The organism is Deltaproteobacteria bacterium (genome assembly GCA_035063765.1).
Classification (GTDB): domain Bacteria; phylum Myxococcota_A; class UBA9160; order UBA9160; family PR03; genus CAADGG01.
On record JAPSFT010000009.1, the window covers coordinates 90,039 to 103,838 of the forward strand.

Here is a 13,800-nt window from a genome sequence, read left to right on the forward strand (position 1 = left end):
CCGCGTCCCATGCTCGCGACCGCTGCCCGAGGGGTCTCGCAGGTTGCGATCCCCATCGCGGCCGCAGGTCCGACAGAGCGCGCCGGCGACTCACCCCAGCGCCGGCGCAGGCATGACAGATCGGTGTGGGGCCAACGCTCGGATCCCGGCCACAGGGACCGAGACGGAGGTTCAGCCCGTGTCGTTCCACCCTCGCCCGCCGGCGGCCAGCGTGGCCGCTTCGTCCCACGAGTCCCGGGTCACCGTGCGCACCCTCGCCGCGCGCAAGCGCCGCGGCGAGAAGCTCACGATGCTGACCGCCTACGACTTCGCCTTCGCGCGCATCCTCGACGCCGCCGGGATCGACCTGCTCCTGGTCGGCGACAGCCTCGGCAACGTCGTCCAGGGCCACGATACGACCCTGCCGGTGACGCTCGACGAGGTCGTCTACCACACGCGGCTCGTCGCGCGCGGGGCGCGGCGCGCGATGGTGATCGGCGACATGCCCTTCGGGTCCTACCAGGTCTCGCCCGAGGACGCCGTGCGCAGCGCGATCCGCCTGGTCAAGGAGGGCGGCGCGCAGGCCGTGAAGCTCGAAGGCGGCGTCGCCGCGGCCCCTGCGATCACGCGCATCGCGCGCGCCGAGATCCCCGTCTTCGGCCACGTCGGGCTCACGCCCCAGGCGGTCCACCGCATGGGCGGCTTCCGCGTCCAGGGCCGCACCGACGACGAGCGCGCCCGCGTCCTCGCCGACGCGCAGGCCGTCGAGGAGGCCGGCGCCGTCGCGGTCGTGCTCGAGGGCATGCCGGCGGAGCTGGCGGCCGACGTGACCCGCAAGCTCGCGATCCCGACGATCGGGATCGGCGCGGGCCCCGCCTGCGACGGCCAGGTGCTGGTGCTGCACGACATGCTCGGCCTCGACGACCGGGCGCCGAGCTTCGTGAAGCAGTTCGCCGACCTCGGCGCGGCGGCCGCGCGGGCGGCGCGCGCCTTCGCCGACGAGGTGACGAGCGGCAAGTTCCCCGCCGAAGAGCACTGCTACCGGGCGCGCTGATGGAGCTGCTGCGGACCGTGGCGGAGCTGCGCGCCTGGAGCGAGGCGCAGCGCAAGGACCCGCTCGCAGGCCCGGGCGGGAGGCGGGTGGCGCTGGTGCCCACGATGGGCGCGCTCCACGCCGGGCACGTCGCGCTGATCGCCGAAGCGCGCCGGCGCGCCGAGGCGGTGGTGGTCTCGATCTTCGTGAACCCCACCCAGTTCGCGCCCCACGAGGACCTCGCGAGCTATCCGCGCGACCTCGAGGGCGACCTCGCCGCGTGCCGGGCCGCGGGCGCCGGCGCCGTCTTCGCGCCCGCGCCCGCCGAGCTCTACCCGCCCGGCGCCCAGACCTGGGTCGAGGTGGCGGAGCTCCAGAAGCCCCTGTGCGGCGGCTCGCGGCCGCACTTCTTCCGGGGCGTCGCGACGGTGGTGACGAAGCTCCTGGTGGCCGCCCGCCCGCACGTCGCCGTCTTCGGCGAGAAGGACTTCCAGCAGCTCCAGGTCGTGCGGCGCCTCGCGCGCGACCTCCTCCTCGACGTCGAGATCGTGGGGGTGCCCATCGTGCGCGAGCCGGACGGGCTCGCGCTGTCGAGCCGCAACGCCTACCTGGACGGGGCGGCGCGCGCCGAGGCGCGCGTGCTCTCGTGCGCGCTCGACGCGGCCGAGGCGGCGGTCGCGGCCGGCGAGCGCGACGCGGCGGCGCTCCTCGAGATCGTGCGCAAGGAGATCGCGCGCGCACCGCACGCCGCCATCGACTACGCCGAGCTGCGCGATCCCGCGACGCTCGCGCCCGTGACCCGCCTCGAGGGCCCCGCCCTCCTGGCCCTCGCCGTGCGTCTTCCGGCGCGCGCGGCGGGCCCGGCGGCGGTCCGCTTGATCGACAACCGCGTCCTGGAGGCCCCGCGCCGATGACCCGCACGATGCTCAAGTCGAAGATCCACCGCGCCACCGTGACCGAGGCCAACCTCGAGTACGAGGGCAGCGTCTCGATCGACACGGACCTGCTCGAGGCGGCCGACATCCTCCCCTACGAGGCCGTCGACATCTGGGACTGCACGAACGGAGCGCGCCTGCGGACCTACGCGATCCCGGGCGGGAAGGGCACGGGCGAGATCTGCGTCAACGGCGCCGCGGCCCACCGGATCAAGCCGCACGACGTCGTCATCATCGCGAGCTGGGTGGACGTGCCCGAGGAGCGCGCGCGGGGCTGGCAGGCGCGGCGCGTCTTCGTGGACGCCGAGAACCGCATCCGCGAGTAGCGCCCGCCGCGCGTCCCGGTTGCTACCTTCCGCCGCGATGGCGGAGGGGGGACGCAAGCTCGCCCAGAAGTTCGTCGCCGTGAACCGGCGCGCCCGCCACGATTACGAGATCCTCGATACGATCGAGGCCGGGATGGTGCTGGTCGGTCCGGAGGTGAAGTCGCTGCGGCAGGGCAGGGCCAGCCTCTCCGACGCGTACGCGGTGGTGCGCCGCGGGGAGCTGTGGCTCGTGAACGCCCACGTGAGCCCCTACGAGCAGGCGGGGCGCGACAACCCGAACCCGCGCCGCGAGCGCAAGCTCCTGGCGCACCGCGCGGAGATCGCGCGGCTGGCCGGGCAGGTGGCGGAGCGAGGGCTCACGCTCGTGCCGCTGTCGCTCTACTTCAAGGACGGGCGCGCCAAGGTCGAGCTGGCCCTGGCCCGCGGCAAGCGCAGCGCCGACAAGCGCGACACCATCCGCGAGCGCGAGCAGGCGCGCGAGATCGAGCGCGCGATGAGCCGCGGGAGGCGCCGGTGACGGGCCCCTGCGCGCGCTGGGCGCTCGCGGCGGTGGCGCTCGCGGCCGCCGGCTGCGGCGCGTACGCCAAGCCCTCCCGCGAGCCCTTCCTCCCGAGCCGCTACGACTACGCCCGGTTCCGTGACGAGGGTCCGGGCCGGGCCGACGCGCTCCTCGAGCCCAACTACCTGCCCTTCGCGGCGCACCGGATGGAGCTCGCCGGCCACCGGGAGGACGTGATCGTCTTCTGCCGCTGGGACCAGGACCGCTTCCCGCTCTCGGTCTACGTCTACCAGCCGAGCATCCCGGCGGAGCTCCAGAGCGAGTTCCGGACGCAGGACCCCTCCGAGTACGTGGACGCGGCCTGGCGCGCGCTCGCGAGCTGGCAGGAGGCGGGCACGGGCGCCGTCTCGTTCCAGCGCGCGGCGAACGCCGACGACGCCGACCTGCGCGTGGAGCTGATCGGCGCCGCGGGCCCCGCCCCCGAGGAGGGCGTGCAGGTGCTCGGCACGACCCCGCTCGCGCGCGCGTGCCGGGTGCAGGGGCGCAGCATCGTCCAGGACCGGCTCGACGTGCGCTTCAAGGTGCCGGTGATCCGCATCTACGTGGCCGACCAGCACGGCCTGCTCCCGCCCGACCAGGTGGAGCGCAACGTGCTCCACGAGATGGGGCACGCGCTCGGCATGAAGGGCCACAGCCCGATCCCGGCCGATCTGATGTACGAGGTCGCGCGCGACCGGCGCGTCTCGCGCCTGTCGCAGGCCGACGCGAACACGCTGCGCGCCCTCTACGCGATCCCGAACGGCACGATCTACGCCGAGATGCCGCGCGGCGCGGCGCCCGAGCGGCCCGCGCCGGCGGCGCCCTCCGGGCCGCTCCAGCTCTCGGTGGCGCCCTACGTCGACGACCGGCTCGGCTTCTCCCTGCACGTCCCGCTCGGCTGGCGCCTGATCCCGGCCCAGCGCGGCGTGGTCGCCATCGACGGGCTCGCCTGGGACTACGAGGGCTCCTTCCAGGTGATCGTGCACAGCTATGCGACGATCGCGTCCTACCTGCAGCGCCACGGGGAGGGGCACGTGCGCGGGGGCCGGGTGCTCGACCAGGCGAGCTTCGACCTCGCGGGCCATCCCGCCTTCCGCCTGCGCGTGGCCCAGCGCGGCGACACCCTGATCGAGGAGCACCTCTTCATCGAGACCGGCGACGGGCGCCTGATCGTCGTGATCGAGGAGTCGCCGGCCGACCTCTACGCCGGCTTCGCGCCCTGGTTCGAGGCGATCCAGGCCTCGCTCCAGGTGCTGCCGGCGCAGATCCCGGGCGCGCCGATGCCGAAGGCGAAGGCGGCGAAGAAGGACGGGCGCCCGCGGCGGCCGGTGCAGGCCCGATCCGCGGTGCCCGCACCCGCGCCGCCGGCGCCGGCCGCTGCGCCCGAGGCCGCCGCGCCCGGGACCGCTGCGCCCGGGACCGCTGCGACCGAAGCGGCCGCGCCCGAGGCCGCGCCGCTGCCGCAGGCGCCCGCGCTCGGCGTGCCGGTGCCCGCGCCGCCGGCGCCCGCCGCCGCAGCGGCGGAGCCGGCGCCCGAGCCGGCCCCCGCGCCCAGGCCCCGGCCCCGCCGCCGGGGCGGGCCCGGCGCGCGGCGCTGATCACTCGGCGGGCGCGTACTGCTCGAAGCGCGCCTTGTCGGTTGCCTTGAAGTAGGCGTCCGCGGGGCGGATCCGGTTGGCCTGGACGAGCGCGAGGAGGGCGTCGTCCATGGTCTGCATGCCGGCGGCCTTCCCGGACTGCATGATGTTGAGCAGCATCGGCGTGTTGCCCTCGCGGATCACGTTGGCGAGGCCGCTCGTGCGGATCAGGACCTCGTTGGCGGCGCAGCGGCCCTTGCCGTCGGCGGTGCGCAGGAGCTGCTGCGACACCACCCCGGCGAGCGACTCCGAGAGCGAGAGCCGCGCCTGGGGCTGCTCGTCGGCCGGGAAGGCGTCGATCACGCGGTCGATGGTCTTGGCGGCGCCGTTCGTGTGCAGGGTGCCGAAGACGAGCGCCCCCATCTCGGCCGCGGCGAGCGCCAGCGAGATGGTCTCGTAGTCGCGCATCTCGCCGACCAGGATCACATCGGCGTCCTCGCGCAGGGCCGCGCGCAGCGCCGGCGCGAAGCCGCGGCTGTGGATCCCGACCTCCCGGTGCGAGAACACGCAGCGCTTGTTCGGGTGCACGAACTCGATCGGGTCCTCGATCGTGAGCACGTGCTTGGCGTAGGCCTCGTTGATCTCGTTGATGATCGCGGCGAGCGTCGTCGACTTGCCCGAGCCGGTCGGGCCGGTGACCAGCACGAGCCCGCGGTCCAGGTGGGCGAACGAGTGGGCCGCCTTCGGCAGCGCCAGCTCCTCGAGGGTCAGGATCTCCTCGGGGATGATCCGGAACACGGCGCCCGCGCCGTTCTCGTGGGCGAAGTAGTTGGCGCGGAAGCGCGCCACGCCGGGGATCCCGTAGGCGAAGTCGAGGTCGTTCTGCTGCTCGTAGCTCTCCCACTGCGCGGGGGTCGCGATCTCGCGCAGGAGCGCGCGCACGCCGGCGTCGTCGAGCGGCGCCGCGCCCTCGATCGGGTCGAGCGAGCCCTTGCGGCGCATGCGCGGCGGCTGGCCGGCGGCGAGGTGCAGGTCCGAGCCGCCCTGCTCGCGCAGCGCGACGAGCATCTCCGTCAGGCTCCCCATCACGCGCCTCCCGCGCCGCCGAAGCGCTTCGGGTCCTCGCAGTGCCGGCGCGCCTCCTCCTGGGTGATCGTGCCGCTCTTCACGAGGCCCTCGAGCGAGGTGTCGAGCAGGCACATGCCCTGGCTGGCGCCGGTCTGGAGGATCGAGCGGATCTGGAAGGTCTTGTTCTCCCGGATCAGGTTCGAGACCGCCTTGTTCACCACCAGCACCTCGAGCGCAGGCACGCGGCCCTGGCCGTCGGCGCGGCGCACGAGCCGCTGCGACACCACCGCGCGCAGCGACTCCGAGAGCATCGTGCGCACCTGGCTCTGCTGATCGGGCGGGAAGACCCCGATCAGGCGGTCGATCGTGCGCACCGTGCTGTTCGTGTGGAGCGTGCCGAGCACGAAGTGGCCGGTCTCGGCGGCGGTGAGCGCGAGCGAGATGGTCTCGAGGTCGCGCAGCTCGCCGATCGCGATCACGTCGGGGTCCTCGCGCAGGGCGGCGCGCAGCGCGCGGGCGAAGGTCTCCGTGTGCGCGCGCACCTGGCGCTGGTTCACGAGGCAGCGCTGCGAGGGATGCAGCACCTCGATCGGGTCCTCGATGGTGAGGATGTGGTCGGTGCGCTCGCCGTTCACGAGGTGGAGGAAGGCCGCCATCGTGGACGACTTCCCGCAGCCGGCGGGCCCCGTCACGAGCACCATGCCCTGGTGGTAGTTGGTGAGCCGCGCGAGCGTCGTCGGCAGGCCCAGCTCCTGGAGCGAGGGCGGGTGGTCGGGCACCACGCGGAAGACGCCGTCGAGGCCGCGCTGCTGGCGGTAGACGTTGGCGCGGAAGCGCCCTACGCCGGGAAGGGTATAGGCGAGGTCGACCTGGCCGTCGGCGTCGAGCGCGGCGGCCTGCTCGGGCGTCAGGATCGAGCGCAGGAGCGCCTCGCCGCGGGCGGCGTCGAGCGCCTCGCTGCCCTGGGTCTCGAGCACGCCGTGGCGGCGCCAGCGCAGGGGTGCGCCGCCGTGGAGGTGCAGGTCGGAGGCGCCCGCCGCGACGCCCGCGCGCAGGATCTCGTGCATCGCCTCGCGCGCGGCGCCGTCGCCGGGCGCGGCCGCCGGGGCGCCGGGCGCGGCGGCCCCGGCGGCCGTGGGCTTCGCCGCCGGCGCCGTGACCCCGCGCGCGCTCGCCTCGCCGGCGGTGGGCTTCGCCGCGGGCGCCGGCGGCGCGGTGGGCCGGGCAGCCGGGGGGGTCTGGGCGGGAGACTTCGCCGCAGGCGCCGGCCCACTGGCCGGTGCGGGCGCTGCGCCCGGGCGCGCCTGCGCCTGCGTCGCGGGCGCCGGCAGCGTACGGGCGGTCACCGCCCCCGGCTCGGGCCCGGGCACCAGGGCCGCCGCCACCTCGCCGGCGCGCTTCGCGGCCTGCTTCGCGAGCACCTGCTTCTGCGCCACCAGGAGCTTCTGGAGCTGCGTCGGCGTCAGGAATCCCTTCTCGACCAGGATCTCGCCGAGGCGCAGGCGGCCGCCGCTGCGGCCCTGCTCGTCGGTGGCCTCCTCGAGCTGGGCAGGCGTCAGGAGCTTGTTGTGGAGGGCGATGCGGCCGAGCAGCACGTCGTTGTCGGGCGGCGGCGGAGGCATGGCCCGGCACTCATCGGCCGCGGCTGCGCAGGCATTGAATCGGGCCTGCGCCAGGCTCCCAGAAGAATGGGACCCCGTGGGGAGCCAATCCGTGCGGGCCCTTCTGGATCCCGGAGCGCCGGACGTGCGCGGCGCCAGGCTGGCTACCCTCGGCCGCCCATCCCCAGCAGGAGCCCCGCCGATGGCCATCGACTTCCGCTTCCCCGAAGAGATCGAGCTCGTCCGCACCAAGGTCCGCGAGTTCTGCGAGCAGGTCGTGCGGCCGGCGGAGAAGGAGATCGCGGCGCACGAGGGCGACCGCAAGGTGCTCGTCGAGCAGGTGATCCGGATGCGCAAGGCCGCCCAGGAGTGGGGCCTGTGGCTGCCGCACATGCCCGAGGAGTGGGGCGGGATGGGGCTCGGGCACGTCGCGATGGCGGCGGTGTCGGCGGAGGCGGCGAAGACCCGCTTCGGGCCCTTCGCGCTGAACGCGCAGGCGCCCGACGAGGGCAACATGCACACGCTCCTGCACTGGGGCACGCCGGCGCAGAAGGAGAAGTACCTGCGGCCGCTCTGCCAGGGCCGCGCCCGCTCGTGCTTCGCGATGACCGAGCCCGAGGTGGCGGGCTCCGACCCGACCCTGATCCAGACCCGCGCCGTCCCGGACGGCGACGACTGGGTGATCGAGGGCCACAAGTGGTTCATCTCGGGCGCGCACGGCGCACAGTTCGCGATCCTGATCGCGCGCACCGAGGAGGACCCCGCCGTGCCGCAGGCGGTGACCAGCGCCTTCCTCGTCGACCTGCCGAGCCCCGGCTGGGAGTTCGTGCGCGACATCCACACCATGAGCGGAAGCCACAACCACTGCGAGGTGCGGATCCACGGGCTGCGCGTGCCCGGCGCGAACCTCCTCGGCGGGCGCGGCGACGGGCACCGCCTCGGCCAGTACCGGCTCGGCCCCGCGCGGCTCGCGCACTGCATGCGCTGGATCGGCCAGGCCGAGATGGCGCTCGACATGACCATCGACCGCGCCATGAAGCGCTACGCGCACGGCTCGCTGCTCGGCGAGAAGCAGGGCATCCAGTGGATGATCGCCGACAGCACCCTGGAGCTGTACCAGTGCAAGCTCATGGTGCTCCACGCCGCCTACAAGGTGGACCGCGGCGAGGACTTCAAGAGCGAGGTCTCGATGGCCAAGCACTTCGTCGCGGGCGCGCTCAACCGCATCGTCGACCGCGCGATCCAGGTCCACGGCGCGCTCGGCTACTCGAGCGACACGCCGCTCGCCCAGATGGCCACCCAGGCACGCTGGGCACGCTTCGCCGACGGCGCCGACGAGGTCCACCAGTGGCGGATCGCCCAGCGCGCGATCGAGGCCTACACCAAGACCGGCAGCGTCGGACCGGCGGCGGGGGATCTGCCGATCTAGCTAGGGCGCGAGGAGCTCGCGAGCGGTCCCTGGCCCCCCAGCGGGCGCATTCGAATGTCGGGTCTCGCAGGCGCCGCCCGTCAGGTGATCCCTGGCTCGAGGAGCGGCAGACGCCGTATCACCTCCGTCATCTCCGCGAGCAGCCCAGAGGGCGTGCCGTGGCCGGTGACGACGAGCTTCACCTGGGCACGCGTCGCGCCCACGTAGAAGCGAGCACGCGACTCGCGGTCGGTGCCGAAGCCCTGCGCGTTGACGAGGAAGACGACCGGTGCGTCGTAGCCCTTGGCGGCATGGACGGTCGAGAGTGTCAGCCGCCCCTCCTCGAACACGAGACGATCCCTGTCCCTGCGGCTCTTCGGTACCCGGCAAGCCACTCCGGCCTCCTCGAGACCCGCCCGGAACGGCTCGAGCGCCTGCCAGCCGTAGTCGGACTGGATGAGGATCTCCTCGGGACGCACCTGCTCGCAGTGCAGGAGGTCCCGGACTCCGGTGACGACCTCGTTCACCTCTTCGGCCACGTTCTCGAGAACGTGCAGGAGCGGAGCGGCACCTGGTCGTTGAGCAAACTCGATGACGACACCATTCTCGGTCTCGAGGAACTGATCGCTGTCGCGTAGCGACTGGACGTCCGCAAATCCTCGCATGCCGACACGATCGGACTCGGCGGAAGCCGTACCGAGCAGGACGTTGAAGGCGAAGGTCGCGATCGGTCTCGAGGTGCGCCGGCTCCTATTCATTGCAACGGTGCGCCCGCCTGTCACGTGAATGCCCAGGTCACGCCAGACCGGCCGGGGGCGCCCATAGAGGTTCTGGGCATCGTCGTAGAAGAAGGCGATGCCCCGCTCCTGCGTCTTCGGGTGGAGGCGGCTGAGACGATGGAGGATGCGCAGCGCTTGCGGGTGGAGGTCCTGCGCCTCGTCCACGAAGACGAAGTCGAAGAGCAGCTCGTGCTCGAGCGCCTCGTCTCCATCGAGCAGTTCTTCGACTTGGTCGAAGACGAAGGGGAGGCGCTCCTCGTCGGGGGTCTTCTTGCAGGAGGGCACCTCGAGACCCCACTCCTTCCCCATGCGGGTGAGAAGACCCTCGAAGTGGGAGAAGGTCAGGTCCGAGGCGTCCAACTCGAGTCGCGCCATGCTTGCAAACGCATGGACGTCTCGGCAGAGCAGCGGGACGAGGGCGCGGTTGAAGCAGGTCACGAGGATCCGCGGGCGAGGGGCGCCAGGCTCTGCGTGAGCATGGCGGGATTCCAACAGGTCGACGAGGCCCTTGGCCAGGAGGATCGACTTGCCACTGCCCGCCACGCCGCGCACGAGCGTCGGGTGCCCGTCGAGGGGACGCAGGGCGATCCTGCGCTGGTCTGGATAGAGACAGTTGCCGTCCTTGAGCCGGTCGATCTCTTCCCCGACGCCAGCCGATCGACGCTCCTTCCTGAGATCGCGGAGATTCGGCGGCAGAAGGCCGAGCGTGCGGTCGAGGAGCTCGATCGACCGGGATGAGGTGGGAAGCCGTCGTCGAGAACCTTCGCAGCCGCGTCGAGCCGCTCGTGCTAGCGCGCTGCGCAAGGCCTCAGGCTCCAACGTCTCTTCGAAGAGGAGATGGTCGTAGGGGATCTGCTGGTCCGCGAAGGGACAGGCAGCCAAGTCCTTCTGGGATACGCGAGGAAGGACCACGGCAAACGAGACCGGGGGATATGGGATCTCGAGCTTCCGACTCTGCTCCTCCAGCTTCCTGAGCAGGAATCTCAAGCTGCCGTCCACCTGTTCGAACACCGTCCTATGACGATTCCCGTAACGGACCGTGAGGCCTCGACCGCTCCAGCCGAGCTCACGGACCGGATGCCCCTTCACCTCGATGACAACGGCCCCGATCGTCGGGTTTGCCACCAAGATGTCGGCTGTCTCGTAGACGGGGCTTCGCGGATCGCGCACGCTGTAGTAGACCGAGGTGGTCTTCTCGTTGCAATACGCCTCGAGGGTCGCAGTCAACACCTGCAACTCGCACTCGACACCACCATGTGATGGATCGATGCTCGCGTGCGATGGCCCCAGGAAGCGATTCCCTCGCTGGCAGAAGATCTCCCTGGCTTTGGCGAACCTGCGGAGCACTTCGGTGTAGTTTGCCATCGATCCTCCAAGGGAGACCTCGAGGATCGGTCGACGTGGCGTCGTGTCTTAGATTCTGCCTACAAGAGATGCGATCTTCGCCGGGCTTTCGTTGCCGCTTTCCTACGGTGCGCGAGCCGTGCTCACGCAGAACGTTGGCCAGCGCGCGAAGGCTGGCGTTGTCGTGGCAGTCCGCGAGCCGACGGATGCGGTCGTCGTCCGCGAAGCAGGCCGCCTCCTGGCGCTCGAAGAAGGGGTCCGGGACACCGGGCGCGGGGTTGGCCGCCTTCCCGCAGGCCCAAGCGGAGTGGCCCGTCGAACAGGCGCGCCTCGCACGAGGCGAAGCGCCGATCGAGGCCGTCGAGCACACGCCGGAAGCAGGCCAGGATCGAGGGGGTGGGGTGCGGCCCGAGGGGCAGGGCCGTGTCGGGTTGACATCCCCTCGACCGCCCATAGCCTCTCGCGGTTCCCGAGAAAGGGGGCGATCGGCTTCGACGGGTGGTCGAAGGCGAACGCTGCGTGCCGACGTCGTCACAACCGTCGCTAAACAGGTGGCAAGTTGGTAGTACAACTGCCGACGCTGACTACGCTCTCGCGGCCTAGCCGAAACTAGGTACGCGACGCTCGTCCGCGACGCCTTCTAGCGGGTCGCGAGCGTCATCAGGAGGCTGGTCTCCGGAGCGCCGCCCGACCGTAGCCGGAGACGAGACCCACGTGGGGCTGGGCGCGGCCCTCCTGCTCTCGTGATGTGCCGCGCCGAGATCGAACGGGAGCTACGCACGTAGACGCGTTGGCTGGACGCCATTCGGACCCGGGTTCGATTCCCGGCGCCTCCACCATCGCAAAGAATTCGAACCGCCTTCCGGGTCGTTCTGGCCCGGGAGCGGCGCGAGCAGCGCCAGCGTGTCGAGCGAGGTTCGCGCCACGTAGTACGGCCGACCGATCTGGCCCCGGTTCGGCTCCAGGCGGATCTGCCCCAGCAAGGACGGCAGCAGAATCGCCGAGCGGTCCGTCCGCCGCTTCCGCGCCCCCTGCATCCCGGCCAGCCGTTCCTCGATCCACTCCACCGGAGGAGCCTGGAACACCTTCTCGCGGCTTCGCCGCAGGCCGTCCAGCTCCTCGCGCAGGGCCTCGACCCTGCGCTCCGTCTCGACGAGCGCCTTGCCAAGGGCCTGGCTCCCCCGCCCCTCGCCGATGAAGTCGACGAAGTTGGCGAGGCGCCGCTCCTCGGCGCCCAGCTCGGCCTCCTTGGTGTGGACCGTCTCGGGGATGTGGGCGTGGAGCCTGGCAACCTCGGCTTCGACCTGCTTCGAGCAGGTAGCGGATGTGCTCGGCGCGACTGAGCTGCTCGCGCACCGCCTTCAGGACGATCGTCTCGGCGAGCTTCCGCCGGACGAGCATCTTGTTGTCGCAGGCGCCCTTCGCGGCACCGAGGCAGCCGTAGTAGCCGCCGGCCTTCCCGCTCACCTGGGCGATCGTCGCTCCGCACTGTCCGCAGACCATCGAGCCCGAGAGCAGGTGCGTGGGGAAGTGCCGCTCTCGACCACCCTGCTCGCGCGAGAAGCCGCGCCGGCCCTTGCCGCCGGGCCAGCTCCGCCGCACCTCCTGGCGTCGCACCCGAACCTGATCCCACAGTGCCTCGGGCACGATGCGGAGTGAGTCGTCCTCCTGCACGACCCAGTCGGCGTCCGGCTTCGTGAAGCGCCGCCTGCGCCCCGTCCGCGGGTCGCGGCGGCTCTCCGTCTTGTTCCAGACCCAGCGCCCGACGTACTTCTCGTTGTCCAGCAGCCGGCTCACGGTGGCCGGAGACCAGCCCTTTGCCGCGCGCATCCGACCCGGCACCTGCTCCTCGTTGAGCATGCAGACGATGCGCGTGAGCGAGAGCCCGTCGGCGTAGGCCCGCGCGTAGATCGCCGCACGCATGCTAAGCCTTCCTCCGATCTCCACTCGTGGAGACGTCCCGATCGTCCTCGCGGGCGGCTTGTTCCATCAGGCGCACGTACTCCCGAGCGAGGTCCTCGGCGATGTGGTCGAGGAGCGCTGCCACGGCGGGATCGATGGAGGCAGGCCGGGCGGGTCCTTCCCGGCTCGTCCTCACCTTCACGGCCGCCGTCTTCGATCGTGCCACCGCTCCTCTAGAAATGATAGTCATTGTCTATCATTTCTGGAGAGCACTGTCAAACCTCGAGAGGGAGGTCCTGCGCGATGTGGGTGACGCTGATCTCGACCCGCGTGTGCCGGCTGCGTTCCGGCCCGCCGAAGTCATCTGCACCGGAGGCTCGGCCAGGGGGTGGCGCGGGCTTGACGAGCCTCAGCTTGGGTCGAGAGCCAGCGGCCGTCGTCCCTTCCTTCAAGCCATCCAAGTCGATCCCGCCGTAGACCTTCGGGGGTCCACCCGCAGCACCGAGCGTGAAGTAGAGGCGCCGCCCGTCACCGATCACCACGCGCAGGTCGGGCGCGTTCTTCGCCTGCAGGCTCTCGGGGAGCCGGAAGCCGCGGATCTCCCTTCCCACCGCAGCCTCGAAGGCCCGCATCACGTGAACCACCGCGCCGATCAGCGTGGCCGGAAGCTCCAGATCCCGCAGCCGCAACGCCACCGCCAACTCGAGCAGGTTCCGGCTCGAGAACCTCCGGCTGCTGCCTCGGCCCTCCGCGTCCTGGAGGTCGGGCTCCACCACGCCCTTCTCGCACAGGTAGATCAGCCGGTGCTGCGGCTCGTCCAGGAGCCGCGCCGCCTCCGTCAGCGTCCAGTCGCCCGTTTCGTGCGCCATCGTGATAGGCATCGTCTATCATGAGGCTCGCCCGGTCAAGGCCACCCCGCGGCGGAGCGGCCCTTGACCGGAAACGCCTGGGGATGTCTACTTTCGTCTGCACTGACCGACTTTCGTTGGCAGGGGTGCGGGAGGTGCGGCTAAGTGGCGCCGGACGAGCGCTGGGTCGGCGTCGACGACGTGGCCGCGCATCTCGGCGTGGGCAAGGACTCCATCTACCGCTGGGTCGAGAACCGCGGTCTTCCTGCCCGCAAGGTGGGGCGCCTCCTCCGCTTCAGGCTCTCGGAGGTGGACGCTTGGGTCGAGGCGGGGGAGGGCGAGCGACCCGCCGAGCCTCCGCCTCCCGCGCCGGCCCCTAGGCGCGGCAGGCGCAGCAAGAAGAAGGACGGCGGGCGATGAGCCAGGCGTCGCGGTGTCGGGCCAGGGAACGAACCCACGATC

General features: G+C 71.9%; 11 protein-coding genes and 1 other RNA gene. 8 read left to right on the forward strand and 4 right to left on the reverse strand.

The features are described from left to right. Positions 1–178 precede the first annotated feature (178 nt). The 5 genes from panB to OZ948_09105 are packed head-to-tail and all read left to right on the forward strand — an operon-like array spanning position 179 to position 4,409. Positions 179–1,033: a 3-methyl-2-oxobutanoate hydroxymethyltransferase gene (gene panB, locus OZ948_09085; protein MEB2344883.1), complete on the forward strand. Its 855-nt coding sequence runs from the start codon at positions 179–181 to the stop codon at positions 1,031–1,033. After that, positions 1,033–1,926, forward strand: a complete 894-nt coding sequence (panC, locus tag OZ948_09090; protein MEB2344884.1) for a pantoate--beta-alanine ligase — start codon at positions 1,033–1,035, stop codon at positions 1,924–1,926. Before panB ends, panC begins: the two co-directional genes overlap by 1 nt. Then, positions 1,923–2,273 (forward strand): aspartate 1-decarboxylase, encoded by a 351-nt coding sequence (locus tag OZ948_09095; GenBank protein MEB2344885.1) that lies wholly within the window; start codon positions 1,923–1,925, stop codon positions 2,271–2,273. The genes panC and OZ948_09095 overlap by 4 nt, the downstream gene beginning before the upstream one ends. A 37-nt stretch (positions 2,274–2,310) precedes the next feature. Next, a complete protein-coding gene (gene smpB / locus OZ948_09100; GenBank protein ID MEB2344886.1) occupies positions 2,311–2,790 on the forward strand; it encodes an SsrA-binding protein SmpB in 480 nt (159 codons plus the stop codon). Further along, positions 2,787–4,409, forward strand: a complete 1,623-nt coding sequence (locus OZ948_09105; protein MEB2344887.1) for a matrixin family metalloprotease — start codon at positions 2,787–2,789, stop codon at positions 4,407–4,409. The genes smpB and OZ948_09105 overlap by 4 nt, the downstream gene beginning before the upstream one ends. On the opposite strand, the gene OZ948_09110 is transcribed toward OZ948_09105, so the two are convergent. Together OZ948_09110 and OZ948_09115 are read right to left on the reverse strand one after the other, a co-directional pair. Continuing rightward, complete coding sequence (locus OZ948_09110; protein MEB2344888.1) at positions 4,410–5,474, reverse strand: type IV pilus twitching motility protein PilT; 1,065 nt, start codon at positions 5,472–5,474, stop codon at positions 4,410–4,412. Beyond that, entirely contained in the window at positions 5,474–6,523 is a 1,050-nt protein-coding gene (locus tag OZ948_09115; GenBank protein ID MEB2344889.1) for a type IV pilus twitching motility protein PilT, read from the reverse strand. The genes OZ948_09110 and OZ948_09115 overlap by 1 nt, the downstream gene beginning before the upstream one ends. A 736-nt stretch (positions 6,524–7,259) precedes the next feature. Between OZ948_09115 and OZ948_09120 the strand changes: the two genes are divergently transcribed. Next, positions 7,260–8,486, forward strand: a complete 1,227-nt coding sequence (locus OZ948_09120) for an acyl-CoA dehydrogenase family protein (GenBank protein MEB2344890.1) — start codon at positions 7,260–7,262, stop codon at positions 8,484–8,486. An 80-nt stretch (positions 8,487–8,566) separates the two neighbouring features. Here the strand turns inward: OZ948_09120 and OZ948_09125 are convergent, their stop codons facing one another. Then, entirely contained in the window at positions 8,567–10,609 is a 2,043-nt protein-coding gene (locus OZ948_09125; GenBank protein ID MEB2344891.1) for an ATP-binding domain-containing protein, read from the reverse strand. 456 nt (positions 10,610–11,065) lie between these two features. Between OZ948_09125 and ssrA the strand changes: the two genes are divergently transcribed. After that, positions 11,066–11,427: a transfer-messenger RNA gene (ssrA, locus tag OZ948_09130) on the forward strand. 1,338 nt (positions 11,428–12,765) lie between these two features. Here the strand turns inward: ssrA and OZ948_09135 are convergent. Further along, complete coding sequence (locus tag OZ948_09135; protein MEB2344892.1) at positions 12,766–13,359, reverse strand: hypothetical protein; 594 nt, start codon at positions 13,357–13,359, stop codon at positions 12,766–12,768. Between the two features lie 144 nt (positions 13,360–13,503). Between OZ948_09135 and OZ948_09140 the strand changes: the two genes are divergently transcribed. After that, complete coding sequence (locus OZ948_09140; protein ID MEB2344893.1) at positions 13,504–13,758, forward strand: helix-turn-helix domain-containing protein; 255 nt, start codon at positions 13,504–13,506, stop codon at positions 13,756–13,758. The last annotated feature ends 42 nt before the right edge of the window (positions 13,759–13,800 follow it).